Below are 15,949 nucleotides of genomic sequence, written 5' to 3' on the forward strand. Positions count from 1 at the left end.
TTGATCACCTATGGGTTCAGACGGGAAAAACTGCCACGGCATTGCGCAACATGCGCTTGACGATAGGCCCGTGAGCCGGCCCGACCGGTAACATGTACAAGCGCCCGAATGTGTTGAAGCGCTGCACCGATGTGGTCACGCTCAGGCGCTGTACGCCGTCACCCAAGCGCTCCAGGTCCAGGCAAACCATCACCGCCAGATGCGTATCTCGTGAAGCCAGCACTAACTGGCTTTCGCTGATCGCTTCCACAGTGAAGAAATCCAGGCGCTCGCCAACTGCCGGTACTTGCTCCGGGCTGCGCGGCGAAAAACCCTGGATGTCGGCCACATTGAACCAACGCGAAACGAAATCGCGTACGCGAAAGGCCGAGGCCAACCAGGCAGGGATGTCCGAAGTCATCGCGCAGTAAGCCTGCAGCGCGCTCACCGGCGCTGCGATCTGCACGGCATCACAGTGCAGAAAGGCGAGCCGGTCAGCGGCAGCTACCAGCCGCACGCTATCGGGCGCCAGGGCCAGAACACGAGACATGGGCCACCCTCCGTATCATTGCTGCAGCAGTGCGATCGCAGCCAGCTCGGCCTTGAGCAGTAGTTTTTCGTACGCTTCGTCAGGCGATTCCTGGTTGCTGGTGATCAAACCGGCAATTTCGCGGGCCGCCTGGTCGAGAGCCTCATCAGCGATGAATACCGACTCGAACAGTGGGATCGGCGGCAGGTAGTGCCCTTTGACATACGCGACCGTCTGCTGCATGGGACGCAGCAGCTCGTCGAGGGTGTAACGGTTGAAACCGCCCGCACGATAGCCCGACGCCGGTGCCCCCACGCTCGTCACGATCATGAATTCCTTGCCCTGCAGTTTGTCGCCACCACGAGCATAGGCAAAACCTGGCGTGAACACTTCATCGATCCAGCGCTTCATCAACGCTGGGCATGAATACCAGTACAGCGGGAACAGCAACACGATGCGCTCGTGCTCACACAAGAGTCTTTGCTCGGCGGCGATATCGAAACCATTGTCGCCAAGTGCTGCGCTGAGTGGATGCAGGGTCACCTTGCTGTCGCGCAGGGCCTCTACGATAGCTGCGTTGGCGCGGGAAGTGCTCAGGTCCGGATGACCGATGACGACTAGAATGTTGTCCATGCTCAAACTCCCTTTAAGTGGTTATCGTCAAGGCGCAAGAATGGCGCCTCAGGCGGCGCGGTGCATTGAACGACAGCGCTGGGGCTTTGTAACCTCACCAATTGTGTAGCTACGCCCGGCGACATCGATCCAGCAGGCGAACAGCCAATGCTTGCCGACCTGCATCGGACTTGCCGCCCGATGGGCCGCGTAACCGGCCCGACGCAGCAGGCGTTCGATGCCCAGCGGCGACACGGTGATCAGGCGCCGGGCCCCACGAGCCCCAGCGCAGCGCAACACCGCGTCGAGCAAACAGATGGCAACCGCCGATGAAAACTGGCCGCCCAACGGCTGGCCATTGGGGCTCAGATCCATCGCCGAAAACCTGGAAAGTTCCCATACTTCGGCACTGCGAGGTAGCTGCTGGCCAGCCATCAGCTCTGGGAATACCTCATCAAGCAAATAGGGGCGATGAGTCGGCAGCAGGCGCGCCATGCCGACGATCTCATCCTGCTCGTTGCAGGCCAGCAGGTATAAAGTGTGCTCGTGATCGAACTGGTCGCGCTCACAACCCGGCTCACAGGCCAACTCCCAGCCCAACGCATCGACGAACACCCGATAGCGGTAGCTGTCCATTTGCGCCAGCCGTGCACGTCCCAATTCTTGCTGTGTACCGATGACGATGTGCATACCGCGTCCTCTTGCCAGTTGCGTAGGGACGGGTATTCGACTTGAAGCGCTATTTCAGGAAAACTCCACTATTTGGCAGGTAGCTGACTGGCTGTCAGCCTAGCAGGCCCAGGAGAGCAGCCCTGGCCACTGCCGCAGTACGGTTGGCAGCCCCTAGTTTCACCGCAGCATTGCGGGTATGAAACTTCACTGTTTCCATCGACAACGTGAGAATGTCGGCGACCTCGTTAAGGGTTTTGCCATCCGCGGCCCAGCGCAGGACCTCACGCTCACGGCTGGACAAAGGCGTGGCCAGAGCGGGCTGCCAAGTGGGCGACAACAGTCGTGAAAAGCCTTGGTGTGCAACATTGGCCAGCCAGCGCATCTTCGCCTCGTTGCAACGCAGCTCAGGTTCGCCAACGGCTTCGGCAGAGCGTGCCAGCGTCAACATGCCACCGGCATTGCGCCCTTCAAGAGAGGATTGAGCCCAGCCATGGCACAAGCCCGCCTCCCGCGCATCCTCCCAGAGCTGTGGCGCGTTACCGAACACCTGATCGCCCCACACCACCGGCTGTGTGGACTGCTGGCAGTGCAGCACGGTGGGGTCCATCGCCAGGTAGCCTGAGCGGCGGTAGTGCTCGCACCAGCTCCGGCTGTAGGTGCTAAGCAGGGTCACTCGCGGGTTGGTCACGGGCAACGGGGCGCGTAGGCCATAAGCGCAGTAATCGAAGCCCAAGGTACGCGCAGCTGCCTGGACCCGGTCCAACAGTACGTGTGTATTATCAGCCTCATAAACCGCTGACAACATATCGCCCATCCATTGCATTCTTATTTTCTCCCTGAATGTTCAAACAAACTCTGTGTGCTTCCGAGCCCGCATGGCGCAGGCGAGCTTAGCGCGCGTTGCCGAATTTGACATTGAGTAATATCAATTTGCTACTTACTTTCTACGTATCACGCGCCCGTACATTTATTCAGCCTTCGAGCCAGTCGTCGCATGACGGCAAAGGGCCCGCCCCACATGGCCGCAAAATTGTTAAAGCAGTTTTACAGCGACCTCATCCACTAGGCCCTCATGCCCTGAACTGCCCGAGACTCGCCCGCAGCTGCGCCGCCAACTCATCCAGCACCTTGCTGCTAGCCGTGGTCTGCATCACCACCTCGGCCGAGCGCTCGGCCTGAGCGTGTATCGTTTCCACCCGCCCACGCACTGCCTGCGCGCCATTCGCTTGCTGCTCGGCTGCACGGGTAGCCAGGCCGATGGCCGCATGCACCTGCTCCACTGCGGCCTGCACCGACTGCTGGCGGCGCTCGTTGTCACGCAGCACCAGCAAGCCTTCGCTAGCCTTGAGCCCAGCCTGGCTGATGGTGGCCACGGCTTCCTTCGCGCCCTTCTGCAGCGCTGCGATGTGCGCCTGGATATCGCCCGTAGAGCTCTGCGTTTTGCTCGCCAGCGCTCGCACCTCGTCGGCCACCACGGCAAAGCCGCGGCCGGTTTCGCCAGCACGGGCTGCCTCAATGGCGGCGTTCAAGGCCAGCAGATTGGTCTGCTCGGCAATACCGTGAATCACCGTCAGCACCACTTCAATCTGCTCGCTCTGCTTGGCCAGGCGCTCGATCACCTGGGAGCCGGCATCCACCTGCCCAGCCAGGTTCTCGATCAAACCGGCAAGCTGCGTCGAGGTGCGGCTGTTTTCATCGGTCGCCTGGCGGATATCCACCACCTGCTGCAAGGCCGCCTGCATCGCATGACTTTCGGCTTGTGCTTCATCAGCCATGCTCGACAGGTCGCGCAGGCTGGCGGCCACTTCATCGCGCTGCAATGCGGCGGCAGCATCCGCGCCAGCGTTGCGCTGGGCCATCGCGCCAATCTCCACACCCGTGCGCTGCGCCACCTCGCCGGCTTCGCGCACAATCGGCTGCAACTTGTCGACAAAGCGGTTCACAGCCGAAGCCATGTCGCCAATTTCGTCGCGGCTGTCGAGCGGCACGCGCTTGGTCAGGTCACCCTCACCCGCCGCCAGGTCGTCCAGGGCGGTAATCAGCAGACGCAGCTTGCTCAGTACCCGACGGCCAAGCACCACGGCCACCACCAGCAACACGCCCAGGCCTACCAGTACCAGGCCCAGGCCGATACGCCAGCGCAGCTCGGCAGCAGCGTCGCGCACGGTCTGCGCGGTATTGGCCTGCATGGCCGCAGCACTGCCCTGAGCCTTTTCCAGACGCTGGCGCAGCGTCTTGCCACTGTCGGCGGCAGCACCGACCAAGCTGTCGCCGACCAGTTGCTCACCACTGGCGATCAGCGCCGCGAAGCGCTGGTCGAGGGCCTTGAGTTCCTGGTCGATGCCGGCAGTGGATACACCCATCACCACCTTGCCGATTTCTGCACCATTGGGGTTGATCGAGGCTTCGACGAAATACACCCCCGGGTCGCGTCGAGCAGCATCGATCACTTTGTCCAAGGCGCGCTCACCCTGGCCTTTTTCCATCAGTGCCTGGTTGATCGGATTCTGCCGGTTCAGGTAACGGGTCAGGTGCTGGCCCTGGGCATCGTCGTAGACAACGAACAGCACATTGGGATTGCGCTGGGCACGGCGAGCGAAATCGGAGAGCACTGGCACATCGTTGTCCCAGATTGCCCGCGGGGCAACCGAAGCCAGCAGCTCGGCCATGTCATTGGCAGAATCCTTGAGGTTCTTTTCCAGGGTGCTGCGCAATTGCTGCTGTTCGCTTTGCAGGCGCTCCGACAACCCGGCACTCAGGCGCTGACGGGTGCTGCTGGAAAGGCTGTCCAGGCCCGCGCGCACGTCCTGCCCGGCCTGTTCCAGGTCGCTGGCGAGCTGGCGGCTGTCATCACCAAGGCGTTCACCCAAGTCGGCTTCCAAGGCGGTGACCGTGCTGCGAGTGAGGGCAACTGCGACCAGTACCTGCACCAATAGAGCGATACCAAGGGCAACAAACACAGGCCGCAAAAGGCGGCTTCGTAACAGAGAGAGGATGGCAGACACGGTGTAACCCTCGTGTTTTCTGGCGCCACTATTTTGATGGCATCTTCAGAAACTTCTTACAGCAAGGGTTGTGCCGGAGGCAGCAGGGATAAACGCCAAGGTTCAGCAAGGGTAGCTGCCTGTCGTGGCGTACCGCACAAACGAAAACGCCGCAGCCCCTTTCAGGACCGCGGCGTCAGATCAGCCTGGAGGGCGGATCAGGCGAACGGGTGGCGCAGCACGATGGTCTCGTTGCGGTCCGGGCCGGTCGAAATGATATCGATCGGTGCACCTACCAGCTCTTCGATGCGCTTGATGTAGTCACGCGCAGCTTGCGGCAGCTCTTCCAGAGTTTTCACGCCCAGGGTCGACTCGCTCCAGCCTGGCATCTCTTCGTACACCGGCTCCAGGCCAATGTAGCTGTCGGCATCGGATGGCGCGTCGATGACAGCACCGTTCTCGTTCTTGTAGCCAACACAGATGTTGATGGTTTCCAGGCCGTCCAGTACGTCCAGCTTGGTCAGGCAGATGCCCGAGATGCTGTTGACGTCGATGGCGCGACGCAGGATCACGGCATCGAACCAACCGCAGCGGCGAGCGCGGCCGGTGGTGGAGCCGAACTCGTGGCCACGCTTGGCCAAGGTAGCGCCAGTCTCGTCGAACAGTTCGGTCGGGAACGGGCCGGAACCTACGCGAGTGGTGTAGGCCTTGGTGATGCCGAGGATGTAGTCGAGGTACATCGGGCCAACGCCGGAACCGGTGGAGATACCGCCAGCAGTGGTGTTGGAGCTGGTGACGTACGGGTAGGTACCGTGGTCGATGTCCAGCAGCGAGCCTTGGGCGCCTTCGAACATGATGTCCTTGCCGGCGCGACGCAGGTTGTGCAGCTCGGCGGTGACGTCGAGCATCATCGGCTTGAGCTGTTCGGCGTAAGCCATGCACTCGTCCAGCGTCTGCTGGAAGTCGATGGCTGGCTCTTTGTAGTAGTTCACCAGCTGGAAGTTGTGGTAGTCCAGCAGCTCACCCAGCTTGGCGGCGAAACGCTCGCGGTGGAACAGATCGCCCACGCGCAGGCCGCGACGTGCCACCTTGTCTTCGTAAGCTGGGCCGATACCACGGCCGGTGGTGCCAATCTTGGCTTCGCCACGGGCTTTTTCGCGGGCCTGGTCCAGGGCCACGTGGTACGACAGGATCAGCGGCGCAGCCGGGGAGATGCGCAGGCGCTCGCGCACGGGTACGCCCTTCTCTTCCAGCTTGGTGATTTCACGCATCAGCGCATCCGGGGCAACGACCACGCCGTTACCGATCAGGCACTGTACGCCCTCACGCAGGATGCCGGACGGAATCAGGTGCAGAACGGTCTTTTCACCGTTGATCACCAGGGTGTGGCCCGCGTTGTGACCACCCTGGTAGCGCACTACGGCGGCAGCATGTTCGGTCAGCAGATCGACGATCTTGCCTTTGCCCTCATCACCCCACTGGGTGCCCAGGACGACGACATTCTTACCCATTACATTGGTCCTCATTCACGCAAACTTGGTTGCCGGCCTGTTGCCGACGCAGAAACTCACTGGGCCAGCGGCAGAACCTGCCAGCGCCCGTCTTGCTGAATCAATTGCCGATCACAATCCGCCTCGAGAGCAGCACTCAACGGCTGGCCAGGCAAAGCCTGGACCACACGCTGGCCCTCGTTGCGCAACTGGCAGACTTGCTGCCAGAGGGCCGCGTCGCCACTGTCCGGCATCCAGATGCCGCCAGTTGGCAATACGACCTCCGCTCGCCCCAGTGTGACCAGGGTCTTCAAATCCGTGGAGAAACCGGTAGCCGGGCGCGCCCGGCCAAAGTCGGCGCCGATGTCGTCGTAGCGCCCGCCCTGGGCGATCGATTGACCTTCGCCCGGGACGAACACGGCGAACACCACGCCAGTGTGGTAGTGGTAACCGCGCAGCTCGCCGAGGTCGAAGTACAGCGGCAGGTCCGGGTAGCGCGACGCCAGGCGGTCAGCGATGGCCAGCAGGTCGTCCAGCGCTGCCAGCACGCTGGCCGGGGCACGGCCCAGGCGCACGCGGGCTTCAGCCAGCACTTCGCGACCACCACACAACTCGACCAGCGCACGCAGCATGTTGCCCAAGTCCTTCGGCAGGTCGGCGGTGAGCGCTTGAACTTCATCGACGGCCTTGCGTTGCATGGCGTCGAACAGCTGTTGCTCGACCGCACCGGACAGGCCGGCAGCACGGGCCAGGCCGCGGTAGATACCGACGTGGCCGAGGTCCATGTGCACATCCGGTACGTCGGCCAGCTGCAGCGTAGCGAGCATCAGGCTGATGACTTCAACGTCGCTGGTCGGACTGGCATCGCCGTACAGCTCCGCACCCAGCTGAATCGGGCTGCGCGAGGTGGACAGTGCCCGCGGCTGGGCGTGCAGCACGCTGCCGGCATAGCACAGGCGGCTCGGGCCCTCACGGCGCAGGGTGTGGGCGTCGATGCGCGCCACCTGCGGGGTGAAGTCGGCGCGGAAGCCCATCAGGCGGCCGGACTGCGGGTCCACCACCTTGAAGGTGCGCTGATCCAGGTCCTGGCCGGCGCCGGTCAACAGCGACTCCAGGTACTCGATATGCGGGGTGACGACCAGTTCGTAGCCCCAACTCTGGAACAGGTCCAACACCTGGCGGCGCGCGATCTCGATGCGCGCAGCCTCAGGTGGCAGTACTTCCTCGATGCCATCTGGCAGCAGCCAGCGGTCTACCGTTGCCATTACGCCATTTCCCCTCTGGTCCGGGCGGCTAGCCAGCAGGCGAGCCGTCAGTAAAGCCGGTATCGCGCACAGCAGCGGGCAGCACTGATCCCAGCGCAGCCACCGTACCCGATACCCTCGAATTGCCTTGCGAGCTGACCAAATCGTCAACTGGCGCTGTGCCAATCAACCTTGCAGACGCAAAAAAGCCGGGAAATTTCCCGGCTGCCTCATCATACACCCCTTTTCATTCAGGATGCACCCCGCCTGGTGTTTTAGCTGCCAGGCGGGGCGCCGCTGCTCGAAAATCAGGGCCTGAGCATCACGGCTTGCTCTTGTCCAGGAAGCGGAAGAACTCGTTCTTCGGGTCCAGGACCAGCACGTCGCTCTTGCTCGAGAAGCTCTCGCGGTACGCTTGCAGGCTACGGTAGAACGCGTAGAAATCCGCGTCCTGGGTGTAAGCCTTAGCGTAGATGGCGGCCGCCTGGGCGTCACCGTCACCGCGGGTTTCTTCTGCTTCACGATAAGCCTCGGCCAGCAGCACGCGGCGCTGACGGTCGGCATCGGCACGAATACCTTCAGCCAGCTCGTTACCCTTGGCACGGTGCTCGCGAGCTTCACGCTCACGCTCGGTGCTCATACGGTCGAACACGCTGCGGTTGACTTCCTTCGGCAGGTCGATGGCCTTGACGCGCACATCGACCACTTCGATACCCAGCTCTTTGTTGGCCATGCGGTTCAGCGATGCAGTGATGTCAGCCATCAGTGCATCACGCTCACCGGATACCACTTCGTGCAGGGTGCGTTTACCGAACTGGTCACGCAGGCCGCTTTCCAGACGACGGGACAGGCGCTCGTCGGCGATCTGCTTCATGCCGGAGGTGGCGGTGTAGAAGCGCTCGGCATCCTTGACGCGCCACTTGGCGTAGGCGTCGACCATCACCGCTTTCTTCTCCAGGGTCAGGAACCGCTGGGTAGGGGCGTCGAGGGTCATGAGGCGGGCGTCGAACTTGCGCACCTGGTTCACGTACGGGATCTTCACGTGCAGGCCTGGCTGGACATCCGCCTGGACCACCTTACCGAAACGCAGCATGACTGCACGCTCGGTCTGGGACACGATGTAGAAGCTGTTCCAGGCCACGATGGCCAGGACCACGGCAGCGATCAGGGCGATCAGCGATCTATTGCTCATCAGCGGCTCTCCCTAGTACGCAGCTGCTGCTGTTGCTGTTGCAGGTCCTGCGCTGCACGCGCGGCCGCATCGTTGGCCGATGGCGACACAGTGGCAGCTGGCGCGGACGTGTTGCGACTGCCTTCGACCATCTTGTCCAGCGGCAGGTAGAGCAGGTTGTTCTGCCCGTCCTTGGTCGCCACCATGACTTTGCTCGAATTGCTGTAGACCTCTTGCATGGTCTCCAGGTACAGACGCTGACGGGTCACATCAGGTGCCTTGTGGTACTCGGTGACCAGCTTGCTGAAGCGGTCGGCCTCACCCTTGGCACGAGCGATGACTTCGTCGCGGTAACCGTTGGCGTCCTCGATGATGCGCTGGGCCTGACCACGGGCTTCCGGCACCACGCCATTGGCGTAGGACTCGGCCTGGTTGCGGGCACGCTGCTCGTCTTCGCGGGCACGGATCACGTCGTCGAAGGCTTCCTGCACTTCACGCGGGGCTGCCGCGCTCTGTACGTTGACCTGGGTAACGGTGATACCGGTACGGTAGTTGTCGAGGAAGCGCTGCAGGCGTTCGCGGATATCCACGGCCATCTGCTCGCGGCCTTCGGTCAATACCTGGTCCATCGAGGTGGAACCCACCACGTGGCGCAGGGCACTGTCGGTCGCGTGCTGCAGGCTGACCTCAGGCTGGTCGACGTTGAGCACGAAGTCCTGCAGGTTGCTGATCTTGTACTGGACGGTCAGCGGCACCTCGACGATGTTCTCGTCTTCGGTCAGCATCTGCCCCTGCTTGGTGTAGGCACGCTCGCGCGTGACGTTTTCCATGTACTTGCGATCGAGCGGCGGGAAGTAGATGTTCAGGCCGGGACCGACCGTCTCATAGTACTTGCCGAAGCGCAGCACCACGGCCTGCTCCTGCTCGTCGACCACGTACACGGCACTGTACAGCCAGATGGCAGCCAGCACCGCCAGGCCTATGCCCAGCAGGCCAAGGCCACCGCCCTTGCCGACATTGCGGTCACCGCCGCCACGTTTCTTTTTACCGCCGAACATGCCGTTCAGGCTGTCCTGCAGTTTGCGGAAGGCCTCGTCCAGATCCGGCGGACCTTTCTTGTCACCACCACCGCCACCGCCACCACGGCGGCCGCCCCAGGGATCCTGATTGTTCGAGTTGCCACCCGGCTCGTTCCAAGCCATAGCGCTCTCCATCTGATAAAGCAAAGACGCGCCCACGGCGCGCCGTCCAATGCTACAGAATGCCTGTCACTGCTGCCCGGCGACCTCGACGGGCATTTATTGCAAAGTGTGTTGCTCGACAAACACTTGCGGCTCCATGCCTTCGCGGCTGACCAGGCGATTCAGTTCGACCATGGGCAGTCGCACGCTCAGCAGGCTGCGCCCTTCTTCATCATGCTCTTCACTCTGCACCGCTCCCAGGGCAAAGAATTGCGCGCGCAAGCGGGCAAAACGCTGCTCCAGGCACAGGGTGCCGACAAACAGATCATCCCCCAGCAACTCGGCAATCGCCTGGCCAACCAGCTCCAGGCCACGCCCATCACGTGCCGATACCCAGACCCGTTCCGGCTTGCCATCGGCATTGCGCTGGATCTGCGGCTCGACATCTTCGAGCAGGTCGAGTTTGTTATACACCTCGAGGATCGGCAACCCTTCGGCACCAATCTCGCCCAATACCGCCAGCACTTGCTCGATCTGTTCCATGCGCTCTGGCTCATGGGCGTCGATCACATGCAGCAGCAGATCGGAATTGCTCGACTCTTCGAGCGTAGCCCGAAATGCCTCGACCAGCTTGTGCGGCAGGTGGCGAATGAAGCCCACGGTGTCGGCCAGCACGATCGGCCCCAGGTCGTTGAGCTCAAGCCGGCGCAGGGTCGGGTCGAGGGTGGCGAACAGCTGGTCCGCGGCGTATACCTCGGATTGGGTCAACGCGTTGAACAACGTGGATTTGCCGGCGTTGGTATAACCTACCAGCGACACCGAAGGGATATCCGCGCGTTTGCGCCCGCGACGCGCCTGCTCGCGCTGGCTGCGCACCTTCTCCAGGCGCGATTTGATCTGGCGAATGCGCACTCGCAACAGGCGGCGGTCGGTTTCCAGCTGAGTTTCACCCGGACCGCGCAGGCCGATACCACCTTTCTGGCGTTCAAGGTGAGTCCAGCCGCGCACAAGCCGCGTGCTCATGTGCTCCAGCTGGGCCAGTTCGACCTGCAGCTTGCCTTCATGGGTACGCGCCCGTTGGGCGAAAATATCGAGGATCAGCCCGGTACGGTCGAGCACACGGCACTCGAACACACGTTCAAGGTTGCGCTCCTGACTGGGCGTGAGGGTGTGATTGAAAATCACCAGGTCTACCTGTTCGGCATGGACCAGGTCGTGCAGCTCTTCGACCTTGCCACTGCCAATCAGGTATTTGGCGGAAGGCTGATGCCTTGACACCGTGACCAGAGAGACGATGTCGGCACCGGCCGACAATGCCAGTTCCTGAAACTCCTGCGGGTCTTCGCGCGCCTCAGGGTTCTGACCTTCCAAGTGAACGAGCAACGCCCGCTCACCACCACCGTGGCGCTCAAAGAACAATGCAGGCTCCTATCAGGCGTTGCCTGGCTCGCTGTCGCCGTGCTCGCCGTCGGTCGGGCTTGGCAGGCGGACCGGACGGGCCGGAACGACGGTCGAAATGGCGTGCTTGTAGACCATCTGGCTGACAGTGTTCTTCAGCAGTACCACGAACTGGTCGAACGATTCGATCGAACCCTGCAGCTTGATACCGTTGACCAGGTAGATGGAAACCGGGACCTTTTCTTTTCTCAAGGTGTTCAAGTAAGGGTCTTGTAGCGAATGCCCTTTTGACATATGCCGCACTCCTGTAAGGATAAATAATAGAAAATCAATAAAATCGATATATTAGGCCGCCCCTTCGCAAGAATAGACGGCAATCAGCAGGGACTCAGCTCAATATGGAGACGGCCCCAAGGTATTTCAAGGTGCGGGACAGATTGTCGCAGGCCAGGCTGTCAAGCCAGTGTACGTCAGGCCAGCCACGCAACCAGGTGAACTGCCGCTTGGCCAGCTGCCTGGTAGCAATGATACCGCGTTCACGCATCTCATTCTCAGTCAGCTTGCCGTCCAGGTAATCCCAGACTTGCCGATAACCCACTGCCCGTATAGACGGCAGCCCGGCGTGCAAGTCACTTCTGGCTCGCAGCGATCGGACCTCGTCAACGAAGCCCTGTTCCAGCATCTGCGAAAATCGTAACGCAATTCGCTGATGCAAAATGTGACGATCTGTAGGAGCAATCGCCAAACTGGCGACAGTATAGGGCAAATGCCCGTCAGCGCCTGCGTCTGCGCCGCGACTTTCCGCGAATTGACGTTGGCGATGTGCCGTCATGCTCTGGCCGCTCACCCGGTAAACCTCCAGCGCCCGGATAAGCCGCTGCGGGTCGTTGGGGTGAATGCGCGCCGCCGACTCCGGGTCGACCTCGGCCAGCTGGCGGTGCAGCTCGGCCAGGCCCAACGCTTCGGCTTGGGCTTCCAGCTCGGCGCGTACCGTGGCATCGGCCGCCGGCATGTCGGCCAGGCCATCGATCAACGCCTTGTAATAGAGCATGGTGCCACCGACCAGCAGCGGGATCTTGCCGCGCGCAGTGATCTCGGCCATGGCCTCGAGGGCGTCGGCGCGAAACTGCGCGGCCGAGTAGCTCTCGGCCGGGTCACGGATGTCGATCAACCGGTGCGGGTGGGCGGCGAGGATTTCTTTCGAGGGCTTGGCCGAACCGATGTCCATGCCACGGTAGACCAGCGCCGAATCGACACTGATCAGCTCACACGGCAGCACTTTGGTCAGTTCGATGGCCAGATCGGTCTTGCCGGCCGCCGTCGGGCCCATCAGGAATATTGCAGGGGGCTTGCCGCTCATTTCATCGACCGCGCAGGAAGAGTTTGTCCAGGTCGTCCAGGCCCATCTGGGTCCAGGTAGGCCGGCCATGGTTGCACTGGCCGCTGCGTTCGGTGTTTTCCATGTCACGCAGCAGGGCATTCATCTCGGGAATGGCCAGGCGCCGGTTGGCGCGCACTGCGCCGTGACAGGCCATGGTACCGAGCAGTTCGTTGAGGTGCGCCTGGATACGATCGCTGGTGCCGTATTCCATCAGATCGGCAAGCACGTCCTGCACCAGGCGGTTGGCCTCGGCCTGCTTGAGCAAGGCCGGAATCTGGCGGATCGCCAAGGTTTCCGGGCCCAGGCGCTGCAATTCGAAACCCAGGCGCTGGAACCATTGCGCGTGCTCCTCGGCACAGTCGGCCTCACGCTGGCTGAGGGCGAGGGTTTCCGGCACCAGCAACGGCTGGCCGCTGAGGCCTTCGCTGGCCATCGCCACCTTCAGGCGCTCGTACATGATCCGCTCGTGGGCGGCGTGCATGTCAACCAGCACCAGGCCAACGGCGTTCTCGGCGAGGATGTAGATGCCCTTGAGCTGCGCCAGCGCGTAGCCCAGCGGGGGAATATCACCCTGGCTTTCGGGTAAGGCCGTCCCCGAGCCCGCAGTATTCTCCAGCGGCTTGTAAAATTCGCGATACACCGCCTGCGTCTCGGCGACAGGCAACGGCTGCGAAGGGCGTGGGGTGTACTGGTACTGGTAACCGGCACCGCTTCCGCCATTGGAGATCGTATGCTGCGGCGCCTGTGGTCGTTCAAGCACAGGTGAGGCCAGGCGCATTTCACCCTGGGGCCCGAACTCCCCGGCCTGCTGGCCGGTGGGGCGCACCAGTTCAGGCACGGCAGCGGGCGCTGCGAGTTGGTCCTCCGGGCGGACATCGGCCAAGGCACGGTGCAAGGTGCCGTAGAGGAAGTCGTGCACCGAGCGCCCTTCGCGGAAGCGCACTTCATGCTTGGTGGGGTGCACGTTGACATCCACGCCGTTGGGCTCGAGCTCCAGGAACAGCACGAAAGTCGGGTGCCGGCCATTGAACAGCACGTCTCGGTAAGCTTGGCGCACGGCGTGGGCGACCAGCTTGTCGCGCACCGCTCGGCCGTTGACGAAGAAGTACTGCAGGTCGGCCTGGCTGCGCGAGAAAGTTGGCAGACCGACCCAGCCCCACAGGCGCAGGCCGTTGCGCTCGACGTCGATCGGCAGCGCCTGCTCCATGAAGCCTGGGCCGCAGATGGCGCCCACCCGCCGCGCACGCGCCACTTCATCATGGGCTTCGTGCAGGCTGAGAATGCTTTTGCCGTTGTGGCGCAGGTGGAAGCCCACATCGAAACGCGCCAGCGCCAACCGACGGATCACTTCCTGCAGGTGATCGAACTCGGTTTTCTCGGCCTTGAGGAATTTGCGGCGCGCCGGGGTATTGAAGAACAGATCGCGGACTTCCACCGAGGTGCCGACGGGGTGCGCCGCCGGCTGCACCCGCGGCAGCATGTCACGGCCTTCAGTTTCTACCTGCCAGGCCTCTGTAGCACTCGCGGTGCGCGACGTCAGGGTCAGGCGCGCCACCGAGCTGATCGAGGCCAAGGCCTCGCCTCGGAAGCCTAGGCTCAACACGCCTTCAAGGTCTTCCAGCTCGCGGATCTTGCTGGTGGCGTGACGGGCCAGGGCCAATGGCAGGTCGTCCGCGGAAATACCGCTGCCGTCGTCGCGCACTTTCAGCAGCTTGACGCCGCCCTGCTCCACTTCCACATCGATGCGCCGGGCGCCGGAGTCCAAGCTGTTTTCCAGCAGCTCCTTGGCCACCGAAGCCGGCCGCTCGACAACCTCGCCAGCGGCAATCTGGTTGGCCAGCCGCGGGCTAAGCAGCTGGATGCGCGAACCGCCACTCATTGCGAGGCCAGTGTGGTGGCAGGGATGTCGAGGCGTTGGCCTACCTTCAGCTCATCGGTCTTGAGGCTGTTGCTGCTGCGCAGGCTGGCCACGCTGACCTGGTAGCGCACCGCGAGCATCGCCAGGGTTTCGCCTGGGCGCACGGTGTGCTCGCGCGGGCCGGCGGCGATCTTGCCGGTGTCCCGCAGCCAGGCGATATAGGTGCCAGGCGGCGGATTCTGCTGGAAGTACTGGCGCACGCCGGTGTGGATCGAACGCGCCAAGGCCTGCTGGTGGCTGGCAGTGGCCAGTTTGGCAGCTTCGTTGTTGTTTGAGATGAACCCGGTTTCAACGAGGATCGATGGAATATCCGGCGACTTCAGCACCATGAAGCCTGCTTGCTCCACCCGCTGCTTGTGCAGCGAGGTGATGCGGCCCATATTGCCCAGTACCTTTTGCCCGACATTCAGGCTGGAGCTGAGCGTGGCCGTCATCGACAGGTCGAGCAGCACACCGGCCAGCATGCGGTCCTTGTCGTCGAGGCTGACGTTACCGGCCCCCCCGATCAGGTCGGAGCGGTTTTCCGTGTCGGCCAGCCAACGTGCGGTCTCGGAGGTGGCACCGCGGTCAGACAAGGCGAATACCGAGGCACCGAAGGCAGCGCGCGACGGCGCGGCGTCGGCGTGAATCGAGATGAACAGGTCGGCGCCCTTCTTGCGGGCGATTTCCGTGCGCTTGCGCAGCGGAATGAAGTAGTCGCCGGTACGCGTCAACTCGGCACGGAAGCCTTTTTCGGTATTCAGCTGGCGCTGCAGTTCCTTGGCGATCTGCAGCACGATGTCTTTTTCGTGCTGGCCACGCGAGCCCGAGGCGCCAGGGTCTTCGCCGCCGTGACCGGCGTCGATGGCAACCACGATGTCACGCTTGCCGCTGGGTACGGGTGGCAGCTTGATGGCGGGCTGGGCCGGGCTCACTGGCACCGCTGGCGTGGTCGCAGGCGTCTGCACCGGGGCCGGCGCCGGGGTTGGCGCGCTGGCCGCGATCGCATCGGCTTCCTGGTCGTACAGGTCAACCACCAAGCGGTTGCCGTACTGGGCATTGGGCGCCAGGGTAAAGCTTTTCGGGGTAACCGACTTTTTCAGGTCGACCACCACGCGCAAATCGGTCGGGGTACGCTGGGCCGAACGCACACTGCTGATCGGCGTATTGGAGGTCGCCACGTTCAACGGCGCGGCCAGGGTCGCCCCATTGATGTCGATGACCAGGCGATCAGGCGCACTCAGGGTGAAGACGCTGTGCTGCACGGGGCCAGACAGGTCGAAGACCAGCCGCGTGTTGTCTGGCGCGCGCCACAGGCGCATGCTCTTGACTTGAGTGACGGCCAGAGCGTCAACGGTCACCGTTGTCAGCAGCAGCCCAACGATGGCGACCAGCGCGCGTATGCGCATAC

The 15,949-nt window shown here is 62.7% G+C and carries 14 protein-coding genes and 1 pseudogene; all 15 read right to left on the reverse strand.

Going from position 1 to position 15,949, the window contains the following annotated elements:
- Positions 1-16: 16 nt before the first annotated feature.
- Positions 17-529, reverse strand: a complete 513-nt coding sequence (locus DMX11_RS19140) for a DUF2867 domain-containing protein (RefSeq protein ID WP_110745932.1) — start codon at positions 527-529, stop codon at positions 17-19.
- Positions 530-544: 15 nt separating this feature from the next.
- Positions 545-1,141, reverse strand: coding sequence for an NAD(P)H-dependent oxidoreductase (locus tag DMX11_RS19145; protein WP_110745933.1), 597 nt, complete (start codon positions 1,139-1,141; stop codon positions 545-547).
- A gap of 48 nt (positions 1,142-1,189) precedes the next feature.
- On the reverse strand, positions 1,190-1,810 hold the full coding sequence (locus DMX11_RS19150; RefSeq protein WP_110745934.1) for an acyl-homoserine-lactone synthase: 621 nt from the start codon (positions 1,808-1,810) through the stop codon (positions 1,190-1,192).
- 94 nt (positions 1,811-1,904) lie between these two features.
- Positions 1,905-2,597, reverse strand: coding sequence for an autoinducer binding domain-containing protein (locus tag DMX11_RS19155; RefSeq protein ID WP_218278965.1), 693 nt, complete (start codon positions 2,595-2,597; stop codon positions 1,905-1,907).
- A 265-nt stretch (positions 2,598-2,862) separates the two neighbouring features.
- Positions 2,863-3,747 carry a methyl-accepting chemotaxis protein gene (locus DMX11_RS26515; RefSeq protein ID WP_371921800.1) on the reverse strand — a complete coding sequence of 295 codons (885 nt, stop codon included), beginning with the start codon at positions 3,745-3,747 and terminating at the stop codon, positions 2,863-2,865.
- Positions 3,748-3,768: 21 nt separating this feature from the next.
- Positions 3,769-4,461: pseudogene (locus tag DMX11_RS26520) on the reverse strand (methyl-accepting chemotaxis protein); the annotation flags it as partial.
- Positions 4,462-4,994: 533 nt separating this feature from the next.
- Positions 4,995-6,287, reverse strand: coding sequence for an adenylosuccinate synthase (locus DMX11_RS19165; RefSeq protein WP_003249542.1), 1,293 nt, complete (start codon positions 6,285-6,287; stop codon positions 4,995-4,997).
- Between the two features lie 56 nt (positions 6,288-6,343).
- Complete coding sequence (locus tag DMX11_RS19170; RefSeq protein ID WP_003249540.1) at positions 6,344-7,531, reverse strand: ATP phosphoribosyltransferase regulatory subunit; 1,188 nt, start codon at positions 7,529-7,531, stop codon at positions 6,344-6,346.
- 301 nt (positions 7,532-7,832) lie between these two features.
- Positions 7,833-8,702 carry a protease modulator HflC gene (hflC, locus tag DMX11_RS19175; RefSeq protein ID WP_110745937.1) on the reverse strand — a complete coding sequence of 290 codons (870 nt, stop codon included), beginning with the start codon at positions 8,700-8,702 and terminating at the stop codon, positions 7,833-7,835.
- On the reverse strand, positions 8,702-9,883 hold the full coding sequence (gene hflK / locus DMX11_RS19180; RefSeq protein WP_110745938.1) for an FtsH protease activity modulator HflK: 1,182 nt from the start codon (positions 9,881-9,883) through the stop codon (positions 8,702-8,704). The genes hflC and hflK overlap by 1 nt, the downstream gene beginning before the upstream one ends.
- 96 nt (positions 9,884-9,979) lie before the next feature.
- A complete protein-coding gene (gene hflX / locus DMX11_RS19185; protein ID WP_110745939.1) occupies positions 9,980-11,281 on the reverse strand; it encodes a ribosome rescue GTPase HflX in 1,302 nt (433 codons plus the stop codon).
- Between the two features lie 12 nt (positions 11,282-11,293).
- Positions 11,294-11,554: an RNA chaperone Hfq gene (gene hfq / locus DMX11_RS19190; RefSeq protein WP_012274457.1), complete on the reverse strand. Its 261-nt coding sequence runs from the start codon at positions 11,552-11,554 to the stop codon at positions 11,294-11,296.
- Positions 11,555-11,648: 94 nt separating this feature from the next.
- A complete protein-coding gene (miaA, locus tag DMX11_RS19195) occupies positions 11,649-12,620 on the reverse strand; it encodes a tRNA (adenosine(37)-N6)-dimethylallyltransferase MiaA (protein ID WP_110745940.1) in 972 nt (323 codons plus the stop codon).
- Position 12,621: 1 nt separating this feature from the next.
- The gene (mutL, locus tag DMX11_RS19200) at positions 12,622-14,520 is read right to left on the reverse strand and encodes a DNA mismatch repair endonuclease MutL (protein ID WP_110745941.1); all 1,899 of its coding nucleotides are present in this window, start codon (positions 14,518-14,520) and stop codon (positions 12,622-12,624) included.
- The gene (locus DMX11_RS19205; RefSeq protein ID WP_110745942.1) at positions 14,517-15,947 is read right to left on the reverse strand and encodes an N-acetylmuramoyl-L-alanine amidase; all 1,431 of its coding nucleotides are present in this window, start codon (positions 15,945-15,947) and stop codon (positions 14,517-14,519) included. Before DMX11_RS19205 ends, mutL begins: the two co-directional genes overlap by 4 nt.
- Positions 15,948-15,949: the final 2 nt, after the last annotated feature.

It is taken from the genome of Pseudomonas sp. LB-090624, assembly GCF_003205205.1.
GTDB lineage: Bacteria > Pseudomonadota > Gammaproteobacteria > Pseudomonadales > Pseudomonadaceae > Aquipseudomonas.